General features: G+C 53.7%; 11 protein-coding genes. 5 read left to right on the top strand and 6 right to left on the bottom strand.

Features of this window, described 5'->3' with window-relative positions; all coding sequences use genetic code 11:
• Positions 1 to 2: 2 nt before the first annotated feature.
• Together FAZ14_RS09305 and FAZ14_RS09300 are read right to left on the bottom strand one after the other, a co-directional pair.
• Positions 3 to 437, bottom strand: coding sequence for an arsenate reductase/protein-tyrosine-phosphatase family protein (locus FAZ14_RS09305; RefSeq protein WP_016941899.1), 435 nt, complete (start codon positions 435 to 437; stop codon positions 3 to 5).
• Positions 438 to 455: 18 nt separating this feature from the next.
• Positions 456 to 1,592: a polysaccharide export protein gene (locus tag FAZ14_RS09300; protein ID WP_016941900.1), complete on the bottom strand. Its 1,137-nt coding sequence runs from the start codon at positions 1,590 to 1,592 to the stop codon at positions 456 to 458.
• A 1,395-nt stretch (positions 1,593 to 2,987) separates the two neighbouring features.
• Here FAZ14_RS09300 and FAZ14_RS09295 point away from each other — a divergent pair.
• On the top strand, positions 2,988 to 4,577 hold the full coding sequence (locus FAZ14_RS09295) for a TerC family protein (protein ID WP_153508424.1): 1,590 nt from the start codon (positions 2,988 to 2,990) through the stop codon (positions 4,575 to 4,577).
• A gap of 104 nt (positions 4,578 to 4,681) precedes the next feature.
• Here FAZ14_RS09295 and asmA read toward each other — a convergent pair whose 3' ends face one another.
• The 4 genes from asmA to apbC all read right to left on the bottom strand — a co-directional run bounded on the left by asmA (position 4,682) and on the right by apbC (position 9,271).
• The gene (asmA, locus tag FAZ14_RS09290; RefSeq protein ID WP_038926055.1) at positions 4,682 to 6,496 is read right to left on the bottom strand and encodes an outer membrane assembly protein AsmA; all 1,815 of its coding nucleotides are present in this window, start codon (positions 6,494 to 6,496) and stop codon (positions 4,682 to 4,684) included.
• 32 nt (positions 6,497 to 6,528) lie between these two features.
• On the bottom strand, positions 6,529 to 7,110 hold the full coding sequence (dcd, locus tag FAZ14_RS09285; RefSeq protein WP_016941903.1) for a dCTP deaminase: 582 nt from the start codon (positions 7,108 to 7,110) through the stop codon (positions 6,529 to 6,531).
• Between the two features lie 102 nt (positions 7,111 to 7,212).
• Positions 7,213 to 7,854: a uridine kinase gene (gene udk / locus FAZ14_RS09280; protein ID WP_029456405.1), complete on the bottom strand. Its 642-nt coding sequence runs from the start codon at positions 7,852 to 7,854 to the stop codon at positions 7,213 to 7,215.
• Positions 7,855 to 8,161: 307 nt separating this feature from the next.
• Positions 8,162 to 9,271 (bottom strand): iron-sulfur cluster carrier protein ApbC, encoded by a 1,110-nt coding sequence (gene apbC / locus FAZ14_RS09275; protein WP_016941905.1) that lies wholly within the window; start codon positions 9,269 to 9,271, stop codon positions 8,162 to 8,164.
• A gap of 302 nt (positions 9,272 to 9,573) precedes the next feature.
• On the opposite strand from apbC, the gene metG reads away from it, so the two are divergent.
• The 4 genes from metG to FAZ14_RS09255 all read left to right on the top strand — a co-directional run bounded on the left by metG (position 9,574) and on the right by FAZ14_RS09255 (position 14,901).
• Positions 9,574 to 11,604, top strand: a complete 2,031-nt coding sequence (gene metG / locus FAZ14_RS09270) for a methionine--tRNA ligase (protein WP_016941906.1) — start codon at positions 9,574 to 9,576, stop codon at positions 11,602 to 11,604.
• A gap of 266 nt (positions 11,605 to 11,870) precedes the next feature.
• The gene (locus FAZ14_RS09265; protein ID WP_016941907.1) at positions 11,871 to 12,302 is read left to right on the top strand and encodes a VirK family protein; all 432 of its coding nucleotides are present in this window, start codon (positions 11,871 to 11,873) and stop codon (positions 12,300 to 12,302) included.
• A 247-nt stretch (positions 12,303 to 12,549) separates the two neighbouring features.
• Positions 12,550 to 13,626: a sugar ABC transporter substrate-binding protein gene (locus FAZ14_RS09260; RefSeq protein WP_153508423.1), complete on the top strand. Its 1,077-nt coding sequence runs from the start codon at positions 12,550 to 12,552 to the stop codon at positions 13,624 to 13,626.
• 24 nt (positions 13,627 to 13,650) lie between these two features.
• On the top strand, positions 13,651 to 14,901 hold the full coding sequence (locus FAZ14_RS09255) for an LVIVD repeat-containing protein (protein WP_016941909.1): 1,251 nt from the start codon (positions 13,651 to 13,653) through the stop codon (positions 14,899 to 14,901).
• Positions 14,902 to 14,936: the final 35 nt, after the last annotated feature.

Genomic DNA, 14,936 nt, shown 5'->3' with positions numbered 1-14,936 from the left:
GGTTAACGGCTCAGCGCCTGTGCCCATTTACGGGCAGATTGTTCAAGTTGGGTATACACAAACTCAAAGGCTTCCCGGCTCTTACGGTACGGGTCGGTGATCTCCTGCTGGTTAAACCAGTGCCCGAACAACAACGTTTTCCCCCGGACTTCCGGGGCGAAACGGCACACGGCATCAATTTGAGCCTTTTCCATCACCAGAATCAGGTCGTAATGCCGACACAACGGCGAGGTCAACTGACGCGCAACATGTCCATCTAGCGATATACCATGCTCAGCGGCGACCAGACTGGCCGTTTCATCGGCCGGTTTCCCCTCCATCGCTCGCCAACCAGCGGAGGCCACGGTTTTCTCCGGCAAGGCCTGTTTGAGTAAACGCTCACCGGTCGGTGAACGGCAGATATTGCCCTCACAAATGACCAGAATACGGTTAAACATCAACACCTCCCTCGGTAATTACGGCCAGTTACGAACGCGCAAGCTGCCTTCACTCAGGTTATTAAACCCACTGATAGTCGGTACCAGTTGCGAAATCAGGCGGTTCCAGCGTGCGACCGGCGCAGAGGTGACATACACCACGTCATAGGGTTGCAACGGGAACTCAGATCCCATCACCAGTGCTGTAGCGTCTTTGGTGTTGAGCTGATAAATGTTGGCCAGTTTTGGCCCTTGCGTACCGCGTAGCGGACGGATAACAAATATGCCGGTCGCATCAGCCACCTGTTGGTTTATCCCTTCTGCACTACCCAGCGCTTCGGTTAGCGTCATGCCGCTACGATCCATCTTCAGGGTCGATTGTTTATTCACTTCCCCCATCACGAAAACTTTCAGGTCATCGTTACGGGGTACAAACAGAATGTCGCCGGGGTACAACAGGCGATTCTGAGACAAATCTCCGTTTTGCATCAGTGCCTGTAGGGAAATCCGTTCATCCTTGCCGTTATGCGTCAATACCAGGTTGCGCCAGTCAGCGAACTCGCTCAACCCACCGGCATTGTTTATGGCATCCAGAATCGTCAGCGGTACATTGGTGATAGGTTGTTGCCCTGAGTGCACCACTTCCCCTGTCACATAGGTTTTTTGTGAACGGAATGCGGCGACGCTGACCTCTACCTGCGGTGATTCGATGTATTGCGCCAGACGGCGCATGATTTCATCACGCACTTCGGTCAGTGTTTTGTCCACGACACGCATCTTGCCGATATAGGGATAAAAAATGGTGCCGTCGGCGTGAACCCAGTTACCGGTGTCGGCAGCCGTACGGTAAGTCCCTGCCGGTGTGGTCAATTCCGGGTGATCCCACACGGTTACCATCAGTACATCGCCGATACCAATGCGGTATTCGTAGCGTTTTAGTTCCGCCTCCAGCGACGGGTTATTCTGGGCAATCGCCGGTCGCAGGCGCATTTTATCTATCAGCAATGGGGTGATAGGGTAAATGTTGACCAGCTTATTGATATTGAAATCATCATCCGGCTGTTCTATGACCTCTTTTCCACTGGTAGAAAGGTGTGTGCCTGGCACCAGCGTACAACCCGCCAGGAATGTCGCCGACAACATCAGCGGTATAACTTTCAGTGTTGGTTTTAACATCCTTTATGCCATCGCTTTTTAGTAAAGTAAGAAACAAAAGAGCAGCATTGCTTGACCGATCCCGCTTCGGGCAACCAGACGCTTTTCGCTCATGCGCTGATCGGTAATGAATTGATGAGATGTATTTTCGCTCCTGTTCCAACGTCAAATTCGTATAACCAGAGCTGCCGTCGCTATAGCAACGCGCTCAAAAAGAAAACAAAACGGTGATGTCAGCGGATAAGCCGCAGAATGTCGGGCACGACAACCCGAAGGACTCCCGGCGTGGGAAACCAGGTGGATAAAACGGCGGCATAACGCGACGTTGCTATCCGAACATTGTGTTTGAAAATCGTATTTGAAAAGTGAGGGAGCGCGTGAGCACCAGCCGGTTGAAAACGAATCAATCGAAAACAAGTCGTTTCATCAGGTCGCGCGGTTACATCGCTGTGGGCAGAACAAGGCGACGCGGAGGCGAATAGTGCGCCGGTCGGGGGAAATGTCGCTGGTTGTGCCAGCGGTATAGGTTTTCGTGTCAGAGTAAACATGCTTACGCCATCGCCTTTCAGTCAAGTGAGTAACAGGCAGCCCACACGTCAGGATTCACGGTGGACCCATCGACCTTGTCGCCGTTTCGCTCATCACTAACCGGCAATCCGGTAGCTGAACGGTTTCAACGTCATGGAGGGCATATTCTGAAACACCAGCGTACGCTTGCGGGAGAGCGGTTCAGGTACGCTACCGCCCTTGGCTTGTAGCTACCAACTCGCTGCCTCAATGTTGTTCCAGACTCGCCCAACTATTGCTGTGACTCGTCATTAACTGACTCGTAAAAATGGCTTGCAAAAACATTAATGACACTAAAGTTTCGAATTAAATATTTTTAAAGTTGTGTCAATATCGCCACACCGGAGAGTAGTAAAAAATATTTGTTTATAACAAGACAAATATCTCCCTGATGTTTTTTTTCGGAAAAATACTAATATTCCATGCAATTCATCTTATGACATAGAATATTTTTATTCTTTAAAAACAATGAAATAAATATATAGGAGACATCTTAATAAATATTTCACTTTCATATAATAATACTGTTAACACATTAGCAAACACCTAATGAGGCCACCGATTGCGCTATTTTGCCGACGTTTTAGTGCATTCGGCATATAATGCACCCCCTTAATGAAATAGATTGTTTTTTGACCTAACTACTGTTTTTTCTGTTTCTCAAAATGCATTGCAATCCATTCCATCTTGCTGAAAGTATTGTGATCACTCTCACAGGAGAAAAGTGGGATAGCGTTGCCCGGTAATTTGATATCTATCAATCGAGATCGGTCGCGTTATGGTTGAGCGACGCAACGCCTGATACGCTATGCGCAATGTAATTTGAAAAGGAAAAGGTGAACTCAGCCTATGGAATGGATCGTTGATCCGACAATGTGGGCCGGTCTGGCTACTCTGGTGGTGCTGGAACTGGTCCTGGGTATCGACAACCTGGTTTTCATCGCCATCCTGGCGGAGAAATTGCCGGAAAAATCACGCGATCGGGCGCGAGTTGTCGGGTTATTGCTGGCTTTGTTGATGCGGTTCGTGCTGCTGTCCTCCATCTCCTGGCTGGTCTCGCTGACTCACCCACTGTTTAGCGTTCATGGGCATCCGTTTAGCGCACGCGACCTGATTATGCTGGTTGGTGGCCTTTTTCTGCTGTTCAAAGCCACGATGGAGCTGAACGAACGGCTGGAAGGTAAAGATCAGGCGCAGCAAACCCAACGTAAAGGGGCGCGCTTCTGGCCGGTAGTCGCCCAGATAGTGGTGCTGGACGCCGTATTCTCACTGGACTCGGTGATTACCGCCGTCGGGATGACAGATCACCTGCTTATAATGATGGCCGCAGTGACCATCGCCATCGGGCTGATGCTGCTGGCCAGCAAACCCCTGACACGTTTCGTCAATGCACACCCCACCATCGTGATTCTGTGCCTGAGTTTTCTGCTAATGATAGGCTTCAGCCTGGTGGCGGACGCGTTTGGTTACCTGATTCCAAAAGGTTACCTTTACGCTGCCATTGGTTTCTCAGTGATGATCGAAATGCTCAACCAGCTGGCACAGTTCAACCGTCGGCGTTTTCTCTCTTCATCGACCCCATTGCGCCAACGCACCGCTGAGGCGGTACTGCGATTACTGCGCGGCGAACATGACGAGGCGGAGCGTGACAAACCCGCCACCGAACGGGTAGCGGATAACACCAGCAATGCCAACCAGCCAGTGTTTAACCGGCAGGAACAGCGCATGATCGAGCGCGTACTCGGCATGTCGCAACGTTCTGTCAGCAGTATCATGACCATCCGCCATGATATCGAGCAGGTGGATATCAACAGCGATCCCGCCGATATCCCGGCATTGATGGAGAAAAACCAACACACACGGCTGGTGATGTTCGACAGCCATGTGTCCAGTGAGCCGTTAGGTGTGGTGCACGTGATAGACCTGCTACGCCAGCAATTAAACGGCCAGGCATTGGATCTGCGGGCACTGATCCGCCAGCCACTGGTATTTCCGGAGCAACTATCGTTGCTGTCGGCGCTGGAACAATTCCGTGAGGCTCACACACATTTCGCCTTTGTCGCTGATGAATTTGGGTCTATTGAAGGCGTTGTCACCCTGAGCGACGTCATGGAAACCATTGCCGGTAATCTGCCGCTGGAAGGGGAAGAGCTGGACGCCCGCCACGATATTCAGGAAAACGACGATGGTACGCTCATCGCCAACGGTTATCTGCCAGTCGAAGACCTACAGATGTACATTCCACTGCAACTGGATGAAAAACGGGAATACCACACGCTGGCAGGTCTGTTGATGGAGTATGCGCAGAAGATTCCCCAGGAAGGGGATGAAGTACATATCGACAATACCTTGTTCCGGGTACTGGCGGTAGAGAGTCATCGCATCATGAAGGTGCTGATTATCCCTGAAACTGACCCACAGCCGGATTATGAAGTGTAACTCACGCGACAAATCAGTCGGTATGTCATAGCAACGGGGGTAATGACAACAAGAAAGGCGACCTGAGTCGCCTTTCTTGTTTCATCAAACATACCGCAGGCACATTACGGATTTGTGGCCGGGGCCTTAGCGGCAGGTTGATTTTTCTCCGCCCAATCACTCAGGCGTTTTTTCATCTCATCCTGTAGCCGTTTACGCAGCACCTGATCGACCTGCAACTGGTAGTTTAGATTACCGAACTCACCGTACAGCCGGAATGGGATAGCGGTATCCTGCAATATCTGCACCCACCGGTCATCTCCTTTCCATCCCTGCTTCACCCGCACATTCATATTGATGTCGCAGCGCTGGGCCGGTAAATCGAACTGACCATCCCCCCCTAACGTCAGGGCCGCTGACTGCCCGGACAACGATTGCAAATTCAGTTTGCCCGCGTTAAGCGTTGCCTCACCACTCATCTGTTGGATATCGGTATAGCGACTATAGTCATCAGGGGCTTGAACGCTGCTGTTATTGCGCACGACCGCTTGCTGGATCAACTGCTGGATGTTCAACCCGGAAAGCCGCAGTTGGTCAACCTGAACTGATGCAGAGCCCTGCCACTGAGAGATAAACGCCTGTCGTGACAGATCATTACCGCTCAGCCGCCCTTGCAGACTCACTTTCCCGTCCAAACCGTCAGGCAACTCAAACACCGGCAACAGCGTAGCGAGCGGCAAAGCGGTCAGCGTTGGTTGAATAGAGACAACCGGAGAAGCGTACACATCCATAGTTCCCGGTATGGTAAAATGCCCCTCGCCAATCTGACCGCTAAAATCCGTCACGCTCACCTTGCCGCGCTGATTACTACCTTTCAGCACAAATGCCTTAACCGTCATACCGCGGTAGACCAGGGTCGTCGCGTTCACCGCTACCCGCGCAATCGAATTACGCAAGCCTTGATAAGGTTCGGGCGGTTGGTCGTGCGAGAACACCGGTTGTGCGATGACCGCTTTGTCCCCACCGTCACCGGATGAGGTAGCATGCGCCAGCCCCAGCAGGGCATCCAGATCCAATTTTTCTGACTGCAACGTCAGCACGTATTCCGGTACTGTGCCGAATGTCGCCGATAACGCCCCATTCAACTGGCTGTTATTGGCGCTAAGTGCGAATTGGTTGACGGTCAGTTTCTCTGGCTGGCGCTGGTAGCTGCCGCGAATCGTCCCTTTACCGCTGATACCTTCTGCTGGCAACCCCGCGCCTTGCAACTGGTAACTGATGCTACTGACATCCGCAGCAACCTGTTGCGGGTAGTTTTGCATATTCAGTACAGCGTCGAGCGAAAACGACAAATCACGTTGATCGCGATTAAAACGGCTGGAAAGCGATACCTGCACCTGGCGGGACGCATCGCTGCGCATGGTCAGGTTAATGTCCCGGACATTCAGTGCCGGTGCGTTGCCGCGCTGGAATACCAACACGCTATCGGCCACTTCAACCTGATTGATATCGAAATGCCACGGTGTATCGGCCTCCGGTGCCGATGGCCCTGCTGGTGCAATCGGTGCCGGGCTGGCAAGACGCGCTTCGCTATCCGGTGTCAAACGAATCACAGCGCCTTTCAACATCACCTGCTTGACTTCAAGCTTGTGGGACAACAGCGGCCAGAGTTTCACATCCAGCCGCATGTTTTCAGCGTTGATTACCGGTGTGGCAGCACCCGGCGCACTGACCGACACCTTACCGGACAGGATGCTCAGTTGCGGCCAGACGTGCCAGCGCAGCTCACCGTCCAGACTCAATCGATAACCGGTACGCATCTCGACCTGACGCACCATATAAGCCCGAAAATCGTTCGGGTTGATTAGCACCACCAACGCCGTCATGCCTGCGGCCAGCACCACCAGCAGGATTACCAGCGTGGTAAACAATCTTCTCATGCCATCCTCATTCGCTGTCGTACCTGGCCCAGCTAGTCTTTATCTATCCGGCTTGCTACTGCGCCCTGCTGGTCCTTGTATTTCGCGTCTTCACGGCGGTTATACGGCCGCGCCGCCGGGCCGGAGAGCGGTTCAAAACTCAATGCGCCGATAATCATTCCCGGGCGCAATGCCAGCGGCAGTTTACCCGAGTTATAGAACTCCAACACGATGCGCCCCTGCCAACCCGGATCGATACGATGTGCCGTCACATGCACCATCAACCCCAGACGGGCCAGCGAAGAACGGCCATCCAACCACCCCACCAAATTATCGGGCAGTATCACCGATTCCAGCGTCACCGCCAGCGCCAGTTCACCTGGATGGAGGAAAAAGGCCTCGCCCTCTGCCAGATTGATTTCATCGCTCATGACGCGATCCAGCGCGGCGCTCACTTCATCCTTTGGCCCGCTCAGATCGATAAACGGTGCGGTATGACCGCTAAATACCCGGAACTGATTGCCTAATCGCACATCCACCGTCGCACCATTAATCCGTTCGATCGGGGGACGTGGTGTAATCACCAGACGGCCATCATCCAGCCAGGCTTCAATGTCACGGTCGCACAGTCTCATCATCTTCTCCAGTCAGACTCTTGCAGGTGTCCAAACTGCCACAGCAGCGCCGGAAATACCACGCCGATCCCACCTGCTTTAAGGATTTTCTCAGCGAACAGCTTACTCAAAGAACTGGCTGATTTTCGCCTTCAGAATATCAATGGCGATACGATTTTTGCCGCCACGCGGGACGATAATGTCCGCATACTGTTTGGACGGTTCGATAAATTGCAGGAACATCGGGCGCACGGTTTTCTTGTATTGTTCCATGACGGAATCCATCGAGCGACCACGCTCGTTGACATCACGGCGCATGCGACGCATCAGGCAAATATCCAGCGGGGTATCGACAAAAATGGAGAAATTCATTTCATTGCGCAGTCGCGCATCGGTCAACAGCAGAATACCTTCAAGAATAATCACCTTTTTCGGTGCCATCTGTAGCGTTTCCTGCAAACGCGTATGCTGCACATAGCTGTACTGCGGCAACGCGATCGGCTGACCGGCTTTGAGCATCTGCAAATGGTGCAACAACAGGCTGTGATCCATCGAACTCGGGTGGTCGTAGTTGGTTTTGACCCGTTCTTCCATGGTCAGGTGAGATTGATCCTTGTAATAGCTGTCTTCCGGAATAACACCAATGTGTTCATCACCAACCTGATCGCGCAATTCACGATACAGCGTACTGGCAATAAGACTTTTTCCGGATGCGGACGCGCCGGCAATCCCGATGATGACACACTGGCGAGACTTATCAGTCATGGCAATAAAGACCTGATTAACAATAAAGAGGGAGGGGGACACACCGGACGGTTCAGGCGCGATTCGCACGGGATCGTGCACCGAAGGATAACCATCAGCAACAGGCGCGGTTGATTGCGCAACACAGTCAAGGGTGTCTGGACGCGGGCAATTATAGGGAGTTAGCACGATTCGCGCCAGCATTACACAGGCCAATCCTCTGATCAGATGCGTCAGTTCCCTGACGGATACGACACACTGGCATGACCGGCCCGCAATACCAAAGGCAACGGATACCGCACACCTCACAGTATCCGCTTCATGAGGGTCAAACCGCGCGAAACGCGATTTCCGTCGGGATGACTTCCCCCTGCCAGTACAACTGTGCGGCTACCTGGCCTGCCAGTTCGCGGTACAACTGGGTAAACTCGCTGTCCGGTTTACTGACTACCGTCGGTTCGCCACGATCCAGGTCTTCACGCAATGAAATGTGCAGCGGCAACTGGCCCAGCAAGGCGCAGTGGTATTTTTCCGCCAGCTTTTGCGCACCGCCGGTACCAAAAATCGGCTCCAGATGACCGCAATTGCTGCAAATGTGCACACTCATGTTTTCCACGATACCTAATACCGGCACGTTCACTTTCTCAAACATCACGATGCCTTTCATGGCATCCACCAGTGCGATGTCTTGTGGCGTGGTGACCACCACCGCCCCGGTCACCGGTACGTTCTGCGCCAGTGTAAGTTGGATATCACCGGTACCCGGCGGCATGTCCAACACCAGATAATCCAGATCCGGCCACAGCGTATCCTGCAACAATTGCAGCAGCGCCTTACTGGCCATCGGCCCACGCCATACCATGGCGTTATCGTCCGTCACCAGATAGCCGATAGAGTTGGTGGCAAGCCCGTGCGCCATGATCGGTGCCATGTGCTGCCCATCTGGTGATGTTGGCCGCTCGCTGGCCGCCCCCAGCATGGTAGGAATCGACGGCCCATAAATATCCGCATCCAGAATGCCGACATTAGCCCCTTCGGCTGCCAGCGCCAGCGCCATATTCACCGCAGTACTGGACTTCCCGACACCGCCTTTACCGGAACTGACGGCGATAATATTTTTCACGCCTTTCACGCCAGCCTGATTGTTAACGCGACGCAACGTGGCGATGTTATGCGTCAGACGCCATTCCACTTCACGCGCGCCACACAAACGCAGCAATTCCTCACTGACGCTGTCTTTTAAATCGGCCAGCCCGCTCAGCCAGACGAACGGCATGGTCAGTTCGATATGCAACACATCGTCCAGCAACGCACAATGATGCAACGCATTAAGGGTGGTCAGGTTATTTTTCAGCGTCGGGTGCGAAAAGGAGGACAGTACGCCATTCACCATGGCGCGCAACATCTCGGGGTTTTGCGCGGGGAGTTTATCGTTCATCCCGGCTCCTTGAGTTTGAATTAAAGTCGTTAACAGCGGCCCTAGCATAACAGAACGCTTGCGCGTGGGTGTACCGCACACCGCTCGCAGAAATGGAAAAAATGGATGGAACGGCTTTCCGTGCACGTCCACACAGAGACTCTCTGTCGGTTTATTAACGGTTCTCTGTCGGTTTATTGAAGAGCAGCGGATGGGTTTTGTTGCAGCCTATATCGCCGCAAGGTTTACGCATTACGACGCGATGGGGTAACATCAAGGCTCCTTCTTAATTTATTCACCAACCAACAAGCAAGTTCCCCACTATGACTCAAGTCGCAAATAAAATTTTGGTAACGTGCGCGCTGCCTTATGCTAACGGCCCGATCCACCTTGGCCACATGCTCGAACACATTCAGGCGGACATTTGGGTCCGTTACCAGCGAATGCGCGGCAATCAGGTCCACTTTATTTGTGCGGACGACGCCCACGGCACACCGATCATGCTCAAAGCACAGCAGATGGGTGTAGCGCCTGAGCAGATGATTGCGACGGTGAGTCAGGAACACCAGCAGGATTTCGCCGGGTTTAACATCAGTTACGACAACTATCACTCTACGCACAGCGAAGAAAACCGTGAGCTGTCCGGGTTGATTTACCGTCGGCTGAAGGAGAACGGTTTTATCAAAAACCGCACCATTTCCCAGTTGTTCGACCCGGAAAAAAGCATGTTCCTGCCGGATCGCTTTGTAAAAGGCACCTGCCCGAAATGTAAGGCTCCGGATCAGTACGGCGATAACTGCGAGGTGTGCGGCGCAACCTACAGCCCCACCGAGTTGATTGACCCGAAATCCGCTGTGTCGGGTGCCACACCGGTGATGCGCGAATCCGAACACTTCTTTTTCGACTTGCCGGCATTCAGCGACATGCTGCAAAGCTGGACCCGCTCCGGCGCGTTGCAGGAACAGGTCGCCAACAAGATGCAGGAGTGGTTCGATGCCGGGCTGCAACAGTGGGATATTACCCGCGACGCCCCTTATTTCGGTTTCGAAGTACCGGATGCACCGGGCAAATATTTTTACGTCTGGCTGGATGCGCCAATCGGGTACATGGGGTCATTCAAAAACCTGTGTGATAAACGCGGCGACCTCAGCTTCGACGAATTCTGGCGTAAAGACGCCAGCACTGAGCTGTACCACTTTATCGGCAAAGACATCGTTTATTTCCACAGCCTGTTCTGGCCAGCCATGTTGGAAGGCAGTGGTTTCCGCAAGCCGACCAACCTGTTTGTACATGGGTATGTGACAGTCAACGGTGCCAAGATGTCCAAATCACGCGGCACCTTCATCAAGGCTGACACCTACCTCAAGCATCTGGATGCCGACTGTCTGCGTTATTACTACGCGGCCAAACTGTCGTCGCGTATTGATGACATCGACCTCAATCTGGAAGACTTTGTACAGCGCGTAAACGCCGATATCGTCAACAAAGTGGTCAACCTGGCATCACGTAACGCCGGTTTTATCAACAAACGCTTTGATGGCCAACTGGCGGATAGTCTGGCTGACCCGGCGCTGTATCAAACCTTTATCGACGCGGCGCAGACCATCGCCGAAGCCTATAGCAGCCGTGAATCCGGCAAAGCGGTTCGCGAAATTATGGCGTTGGCAGACCTCGCTAACCGCTATGTGGACGAGCAGGCCCCTTGGGTGGTTGCTAAACAGGAAGGCCGTGATGCCGACCTGCAGGCCATTTGTTCGATGGGCATCAACCTGTTCCGCGTGCTGATGACGTACCTGAAACCGGTACTGCCGTCACTGGCAGAACGCGCTGAAGCCTTCCTGCAAACGGAACTGAGCTGGGATTCACTGTCGCAACCGCTGACCAATCATCGGGTCGGTACGTTTAAGGCACTGTTCAACCGCATCGACATCGCGCAGGTGCAAGGCATGGTCGACGCGTCCAAAGAGGAAGCCGCCGCGGCAGCCAAACCGGCATCTGGCCCGTTGGCCGACAATCCGATTCAAGACACCATCGACTTTGCTGACTTCGATAAAGTCGACATGCGCGTTGCCTTGATCCAGAAAGCCGAACTGGTAGACGGTTCAGACAAGCTACTGCGGTTGACGTTGGATCTGGGCGGTCAGACCCGCCAGGTGTTCTCCGGTATCCGTGCTGCCTACCCGGATCCCTCTGCGCTGGAAGGTCGTCTGACTGTGCTGGTCGCCAATCTGGCACCGCGTAAAATGCGCTTTGGCGTTTCCGAAGGCATGGTGATGGCCGCAGGCCCCGGCGGGAAAGACATCTTCCTGTTAAGCCCCGACAGCGGTGCCCAGCCAGGCATGCAAATCAAGTAAGCACACTTACATCAGGCCGCGTCGTCGGCCTGATGTCTCTTCCCTGCCTCGTCTTATTCCACATCCGTTGTTGACACCTCCGACCTATCGCTATTTCAGATAAACGACATAGCGCTTTCACCGTGGGCATGATAAACAGTGTCTCGGCGTGATTATCACTTCACGCACATAGAGGTATGCACGATTGGCCTGACCTTCACACACCCGGTGATGGCCGCACCGTCATACCCACCGTCGATCATGGAGGAATATCGGAGGAATATCGAATGTCTCGTATCACCCCGTTGCTGCTGAGCGCAGCCCTGCTTGTCACCGCCGCACCAGCCATGGCGTCCAAATCATTGAAGAGTGCCAGCGATGTCATCACCGCCCTGAATCAAGGGCGCAGTGTTAACGTCACTATCGATTTATCCGCTTGCACACCTCAGGATGGCACCCCAGTCAGTAAAACGCGTGGTGGTCTGCATATCAGCGCTTATCGTCTGATTGATAACGGTACGCTGTCATTTAGCGATGAGCACTTTACTGTCGCCAATGACGGCACGCCGATTCAGCAGTTCATGCGTTACCAGGTTCAGCCGGATAATACCGTGCGTTTCACCACCTACATGTTTAACCTGCCGGGCCTGCAGCAGCGCGGCAATACCCTGAGTTACCAGTGCAAACTGGGTCAGGACATCGGCTTCTTCGTGCAATAAGACTCGCCCGACATACCCGGCAGACCGGGTATGTCTTTTCCCTCAGCGATATTCCCCTCAACCAAGCTCGCCCACTTGAACAAAACAAAAAGTTATAAGGTAAGCGCAAAAGGCATAATTCCCCCCCTTTGCACACCGCCAGGTTACCCGCTATGATTCCTCATCACTAAAATAGACATCCAGACATAAAGATATCTATAAGATATCCATAAATAGCAAACTTGCTTCACAACACCGAGGATTGAACATGAAGAAATTCCCTGTCGCACTGTTGGCCCTGAGCCTGACGGCTTCTTTCTCCACGCTGGCTGCAGAAACTCCCGCCACCGCCGCCCCGGTTCCTGCCGCCATCGCCAACCATCAGGGACCGGTACGCATCGCCGTCATCCGCAACCTCGGTTCAGATGACAACACCACCCAGTTCGTTTCCGGCGTGCTGGAAGAAGGCAAAAAGCTGGGTTTTAAAATCAGCACCTTTCTGAGCAACGGTGACGACGCTAAATTTCAGGATTTCGTGAATCAGGCCATCAGCCAGAAATACGACGGCATCATTCTGTCGCAAGGTCGTGCACCCTACTCCACCGATCTTATTCAACACATTGTCGACAGCGGCATCAAAGTGGCCGTGTTTGACACAGCTGTTGATCGCACTATTCCCGGCGTGACAGTCAGCCAACAGGATGACGCCTCGCTGGCTAACGAATCCCTCGGCCAGTTGGTAAAAGACTTCAACGGCAAAGCTAACATCATCAAGCTGTGGGTGGCCGGTTTCCCGCCGATGGAGCGCCGTCAGACAGCCTACCAACAAATTCTGAAAGACAATCCCGGTATTAAAGAACTGGAATCCATCGGTGCGGTGTCTTCCGACGTACAAGGTGATACCGCCAATAAAGTCGGCGCAATTCTGGCGAAATACCCGAAAGGTAAGATTGACGCTATCTGGGGTGCGTGGGATGCCTTCAGTCAGGGTGCATACAAAGCGCTTAAAGAAAACGGCCGTACCGAAATCAAACTCTATAGCATCGACATTTCCAATCAGGATTTGCAACTGATGCGCGAAGCCAATAGCCCGTGGAAAGTCAGTGTCGCGGTAGACCCGAAACTGATCGGTAAGGTCAACCTGCGTCTGGTCGCCAACAAGATTGCCGGTGAGCCGACACCCGCCACCTACCAATTCCGTGCCGCCAGCATTCCGCAGGCGCTGTTGGTCAGTCAGCCTGGGCCGGTCAACGTGGCTGGACTGGCAAAAATCATCCCAGGATGGGGCCAGACCAATGACTTTATTGCGCCGTGGTTTGCTACACTGGAAGCCAAAAGCAAATAAAGGTCTGTCATAACGGAGGCTTATATGGCATCAGCGCCCCTGCCCATGCCGGAATACAGCCGCAATATGCGGCTGATTGGACACAGCGATCAGGGCGGGCGCCCTGATGGCGTACAGGTCATGGTGCATCGTGGTTACGCCTATATCGGACACATGGTGTCGCAGGGCGTATCCATTGTCGATGTGCGTGACCCGAAGAATCCCAAACCAGCCGGTTTTATCGCCGCACCACCGGGTACCTGGAACATCCATCTGCAAACCCATGATGACCTGTTGCTGGTGGTCAACGCACGCGACCTGTTCGCCGATGCACGCTTCGCGCAAGAGAAAGTCTACTACACCCGCTCGGTGGCAGAGACCGTCAGCAGCGGCCAGCAGGATAAACACTGGAGCGCCGGACTACGGATATTCGATATTTCCACCCCCGACCAACCGCGTGAAATCAGCTTCCTGCCGCTTGATGGCATCGGCATTCATCGTATCTGGTACGTGGGCGGACGCTGGGCGTATGTTTCAGCCCTGCTGGACGGCTACAGCGACTACATCTTTCTGACCATTGATCTCGCTGACCCGCGCAAACCGGAAGTGGCCGGTCGTTACTGGCTACCCGGCATGCACACAGCTGGTGGTGAAACACCGAGCTGGCCAGAAGGCAAACGCTACGCGCTGCACCACGCCATTGTCAGCGGCGACACCGCCTACGGCAGCTGGCGTGATGGAGGCCTGACACTGCTGGATGTCAGTGACCGTACCCAGCCGAAGCTCATCAGCCATCGCAACTGGAGCCCACCGTTCGGCGGTGGTACCCACACGGCGTTGCCATTGCCGGATCGCGACCTGCTGATCGTACTGGATGAAGCGGTGCTGGATAATCAGGAAGACGGAGAGAAACTGATTTGGGTGTTCGATATCCGCGAGCCAGCTAACCCGGTCAGTATCGCCACCTTCCCGCAGCCCAGTGAAACCGATTATGTGAAGAAAGGGGCACACTTCGGCCCGCACAATCTGCATGAAAACCGACCGGGTAGCTTCATCAGCTCAACACTGATTTTCGCCACCTATCAGAACGCTGGCGTGCGCGCGTACGACATCAGCAATCCATACCGGCCAAAAGAAACCGGGGCGCTGGTGCCTGCTGCACCTGAACGTATGATCGATAAACGCCCTGGGCGGCCACAGGTGATCCAGTCTTGTGACGTGTTCGTTGACGCGCAAGGGATTATCTACAGCACCGATTACAACGCCGGGTTATCGATCATCGAATACCGCGGCTGAGCACCGGGCGAATACGCGCTGCCTTACGGCAGCGC

Origin of the sequence: Dickeya oryzae (assembly GCF_009372235.1) — a bacterium.
In the GTDB taxonomy this organism is placed as follows: Bacteria; Pseudomonadota; Gammaproteobacteria; order Enterobacterales; family Enterobacteriaceae; genus Dickeya; species Dickeya oryzae.
The sequence above is the reverse complement of the archived record's forward strand: the minus strand, read 5'-3'. Positions and strand labels throughout refer to the sequence as shown.

Bases quoted from the DNA above. Each gene is read 5' to 3' on its own strand.
- FAZ14_RS09305 (WP_016941899.1), bottom strand. From the start codon at position 437: ATGTTTAACCGTATTCTGGTCATTTGTGAGGGCAATATCTGCCGTTCA.
- FAZ14_RS09300 (WP_016941900.1), bottom strand. From the start codon at position 1,592: ATGTTAAAACCAACACTGAAAGTTATACCGCTGATGTTGTCGGCGACA.
- FAZ14_RS09295 (WP_153508424.1), top strand. From the start codon at position 2,988: ATGGAATGGATCGTTGATCCGACAATGTGGGCCGGTCTGGCTACTCTG.
- asmA (WP_038926055.1), bottom strand. From the start codon at position 6,496: ATGAGAAGATTGTTTACCACGCTGGTAATCCTGCTGGTGGTGCTGGCC.
- dcd (WP_016941903.1), bottom strand. From the start codon at position 7,110: ATGAGACTGTGCGACCGTGACATTGAAGCCTGGCTGGATGATGGCCGT.
- udk (WP_029456405.1), bottom strand. From the start codon at position 7,854: ATGACTGATAAGTCTCGCCAGTGTGTCATCATCGGGATTGCCGGCGCG.
- apbC (WP_016941905.1), bottom strand. From the start codon at position 9,271: ATGAACGATAAACTCCCCGCGCAAAACCCCGAGATGTTGCGCGCCATG.
- metG (WP_016941906.1), top strand. From the start codon at position 9,574: ATGACTCAAGTCGCAAATAAAATTTTGGTAACGTGCGCGCTGCCTTAT.
- FAZ14_RS09265 (WP_016941907.1), top strand. From the start codon at position 11,871: ATGTCTCGTATCACCCCGTTGCTGCTGAGCGCAGCCCTGCTTGTCACC.
- FAZ14_RS09260 (WP_153508423.1), top strand. From the start codon at position 12,550: ATGAAGAAATTCCCTGTCGCACTGTTGGCCCTGAGCCTGACGGCTTCT.
- FAZ14_RS09255 (WP_016941909.1), top strand. From the start codon at position 13,651: ATGGCATCAGCGCCCCTGCCCATGCCGGAATACAGCCGCAATATGCGG.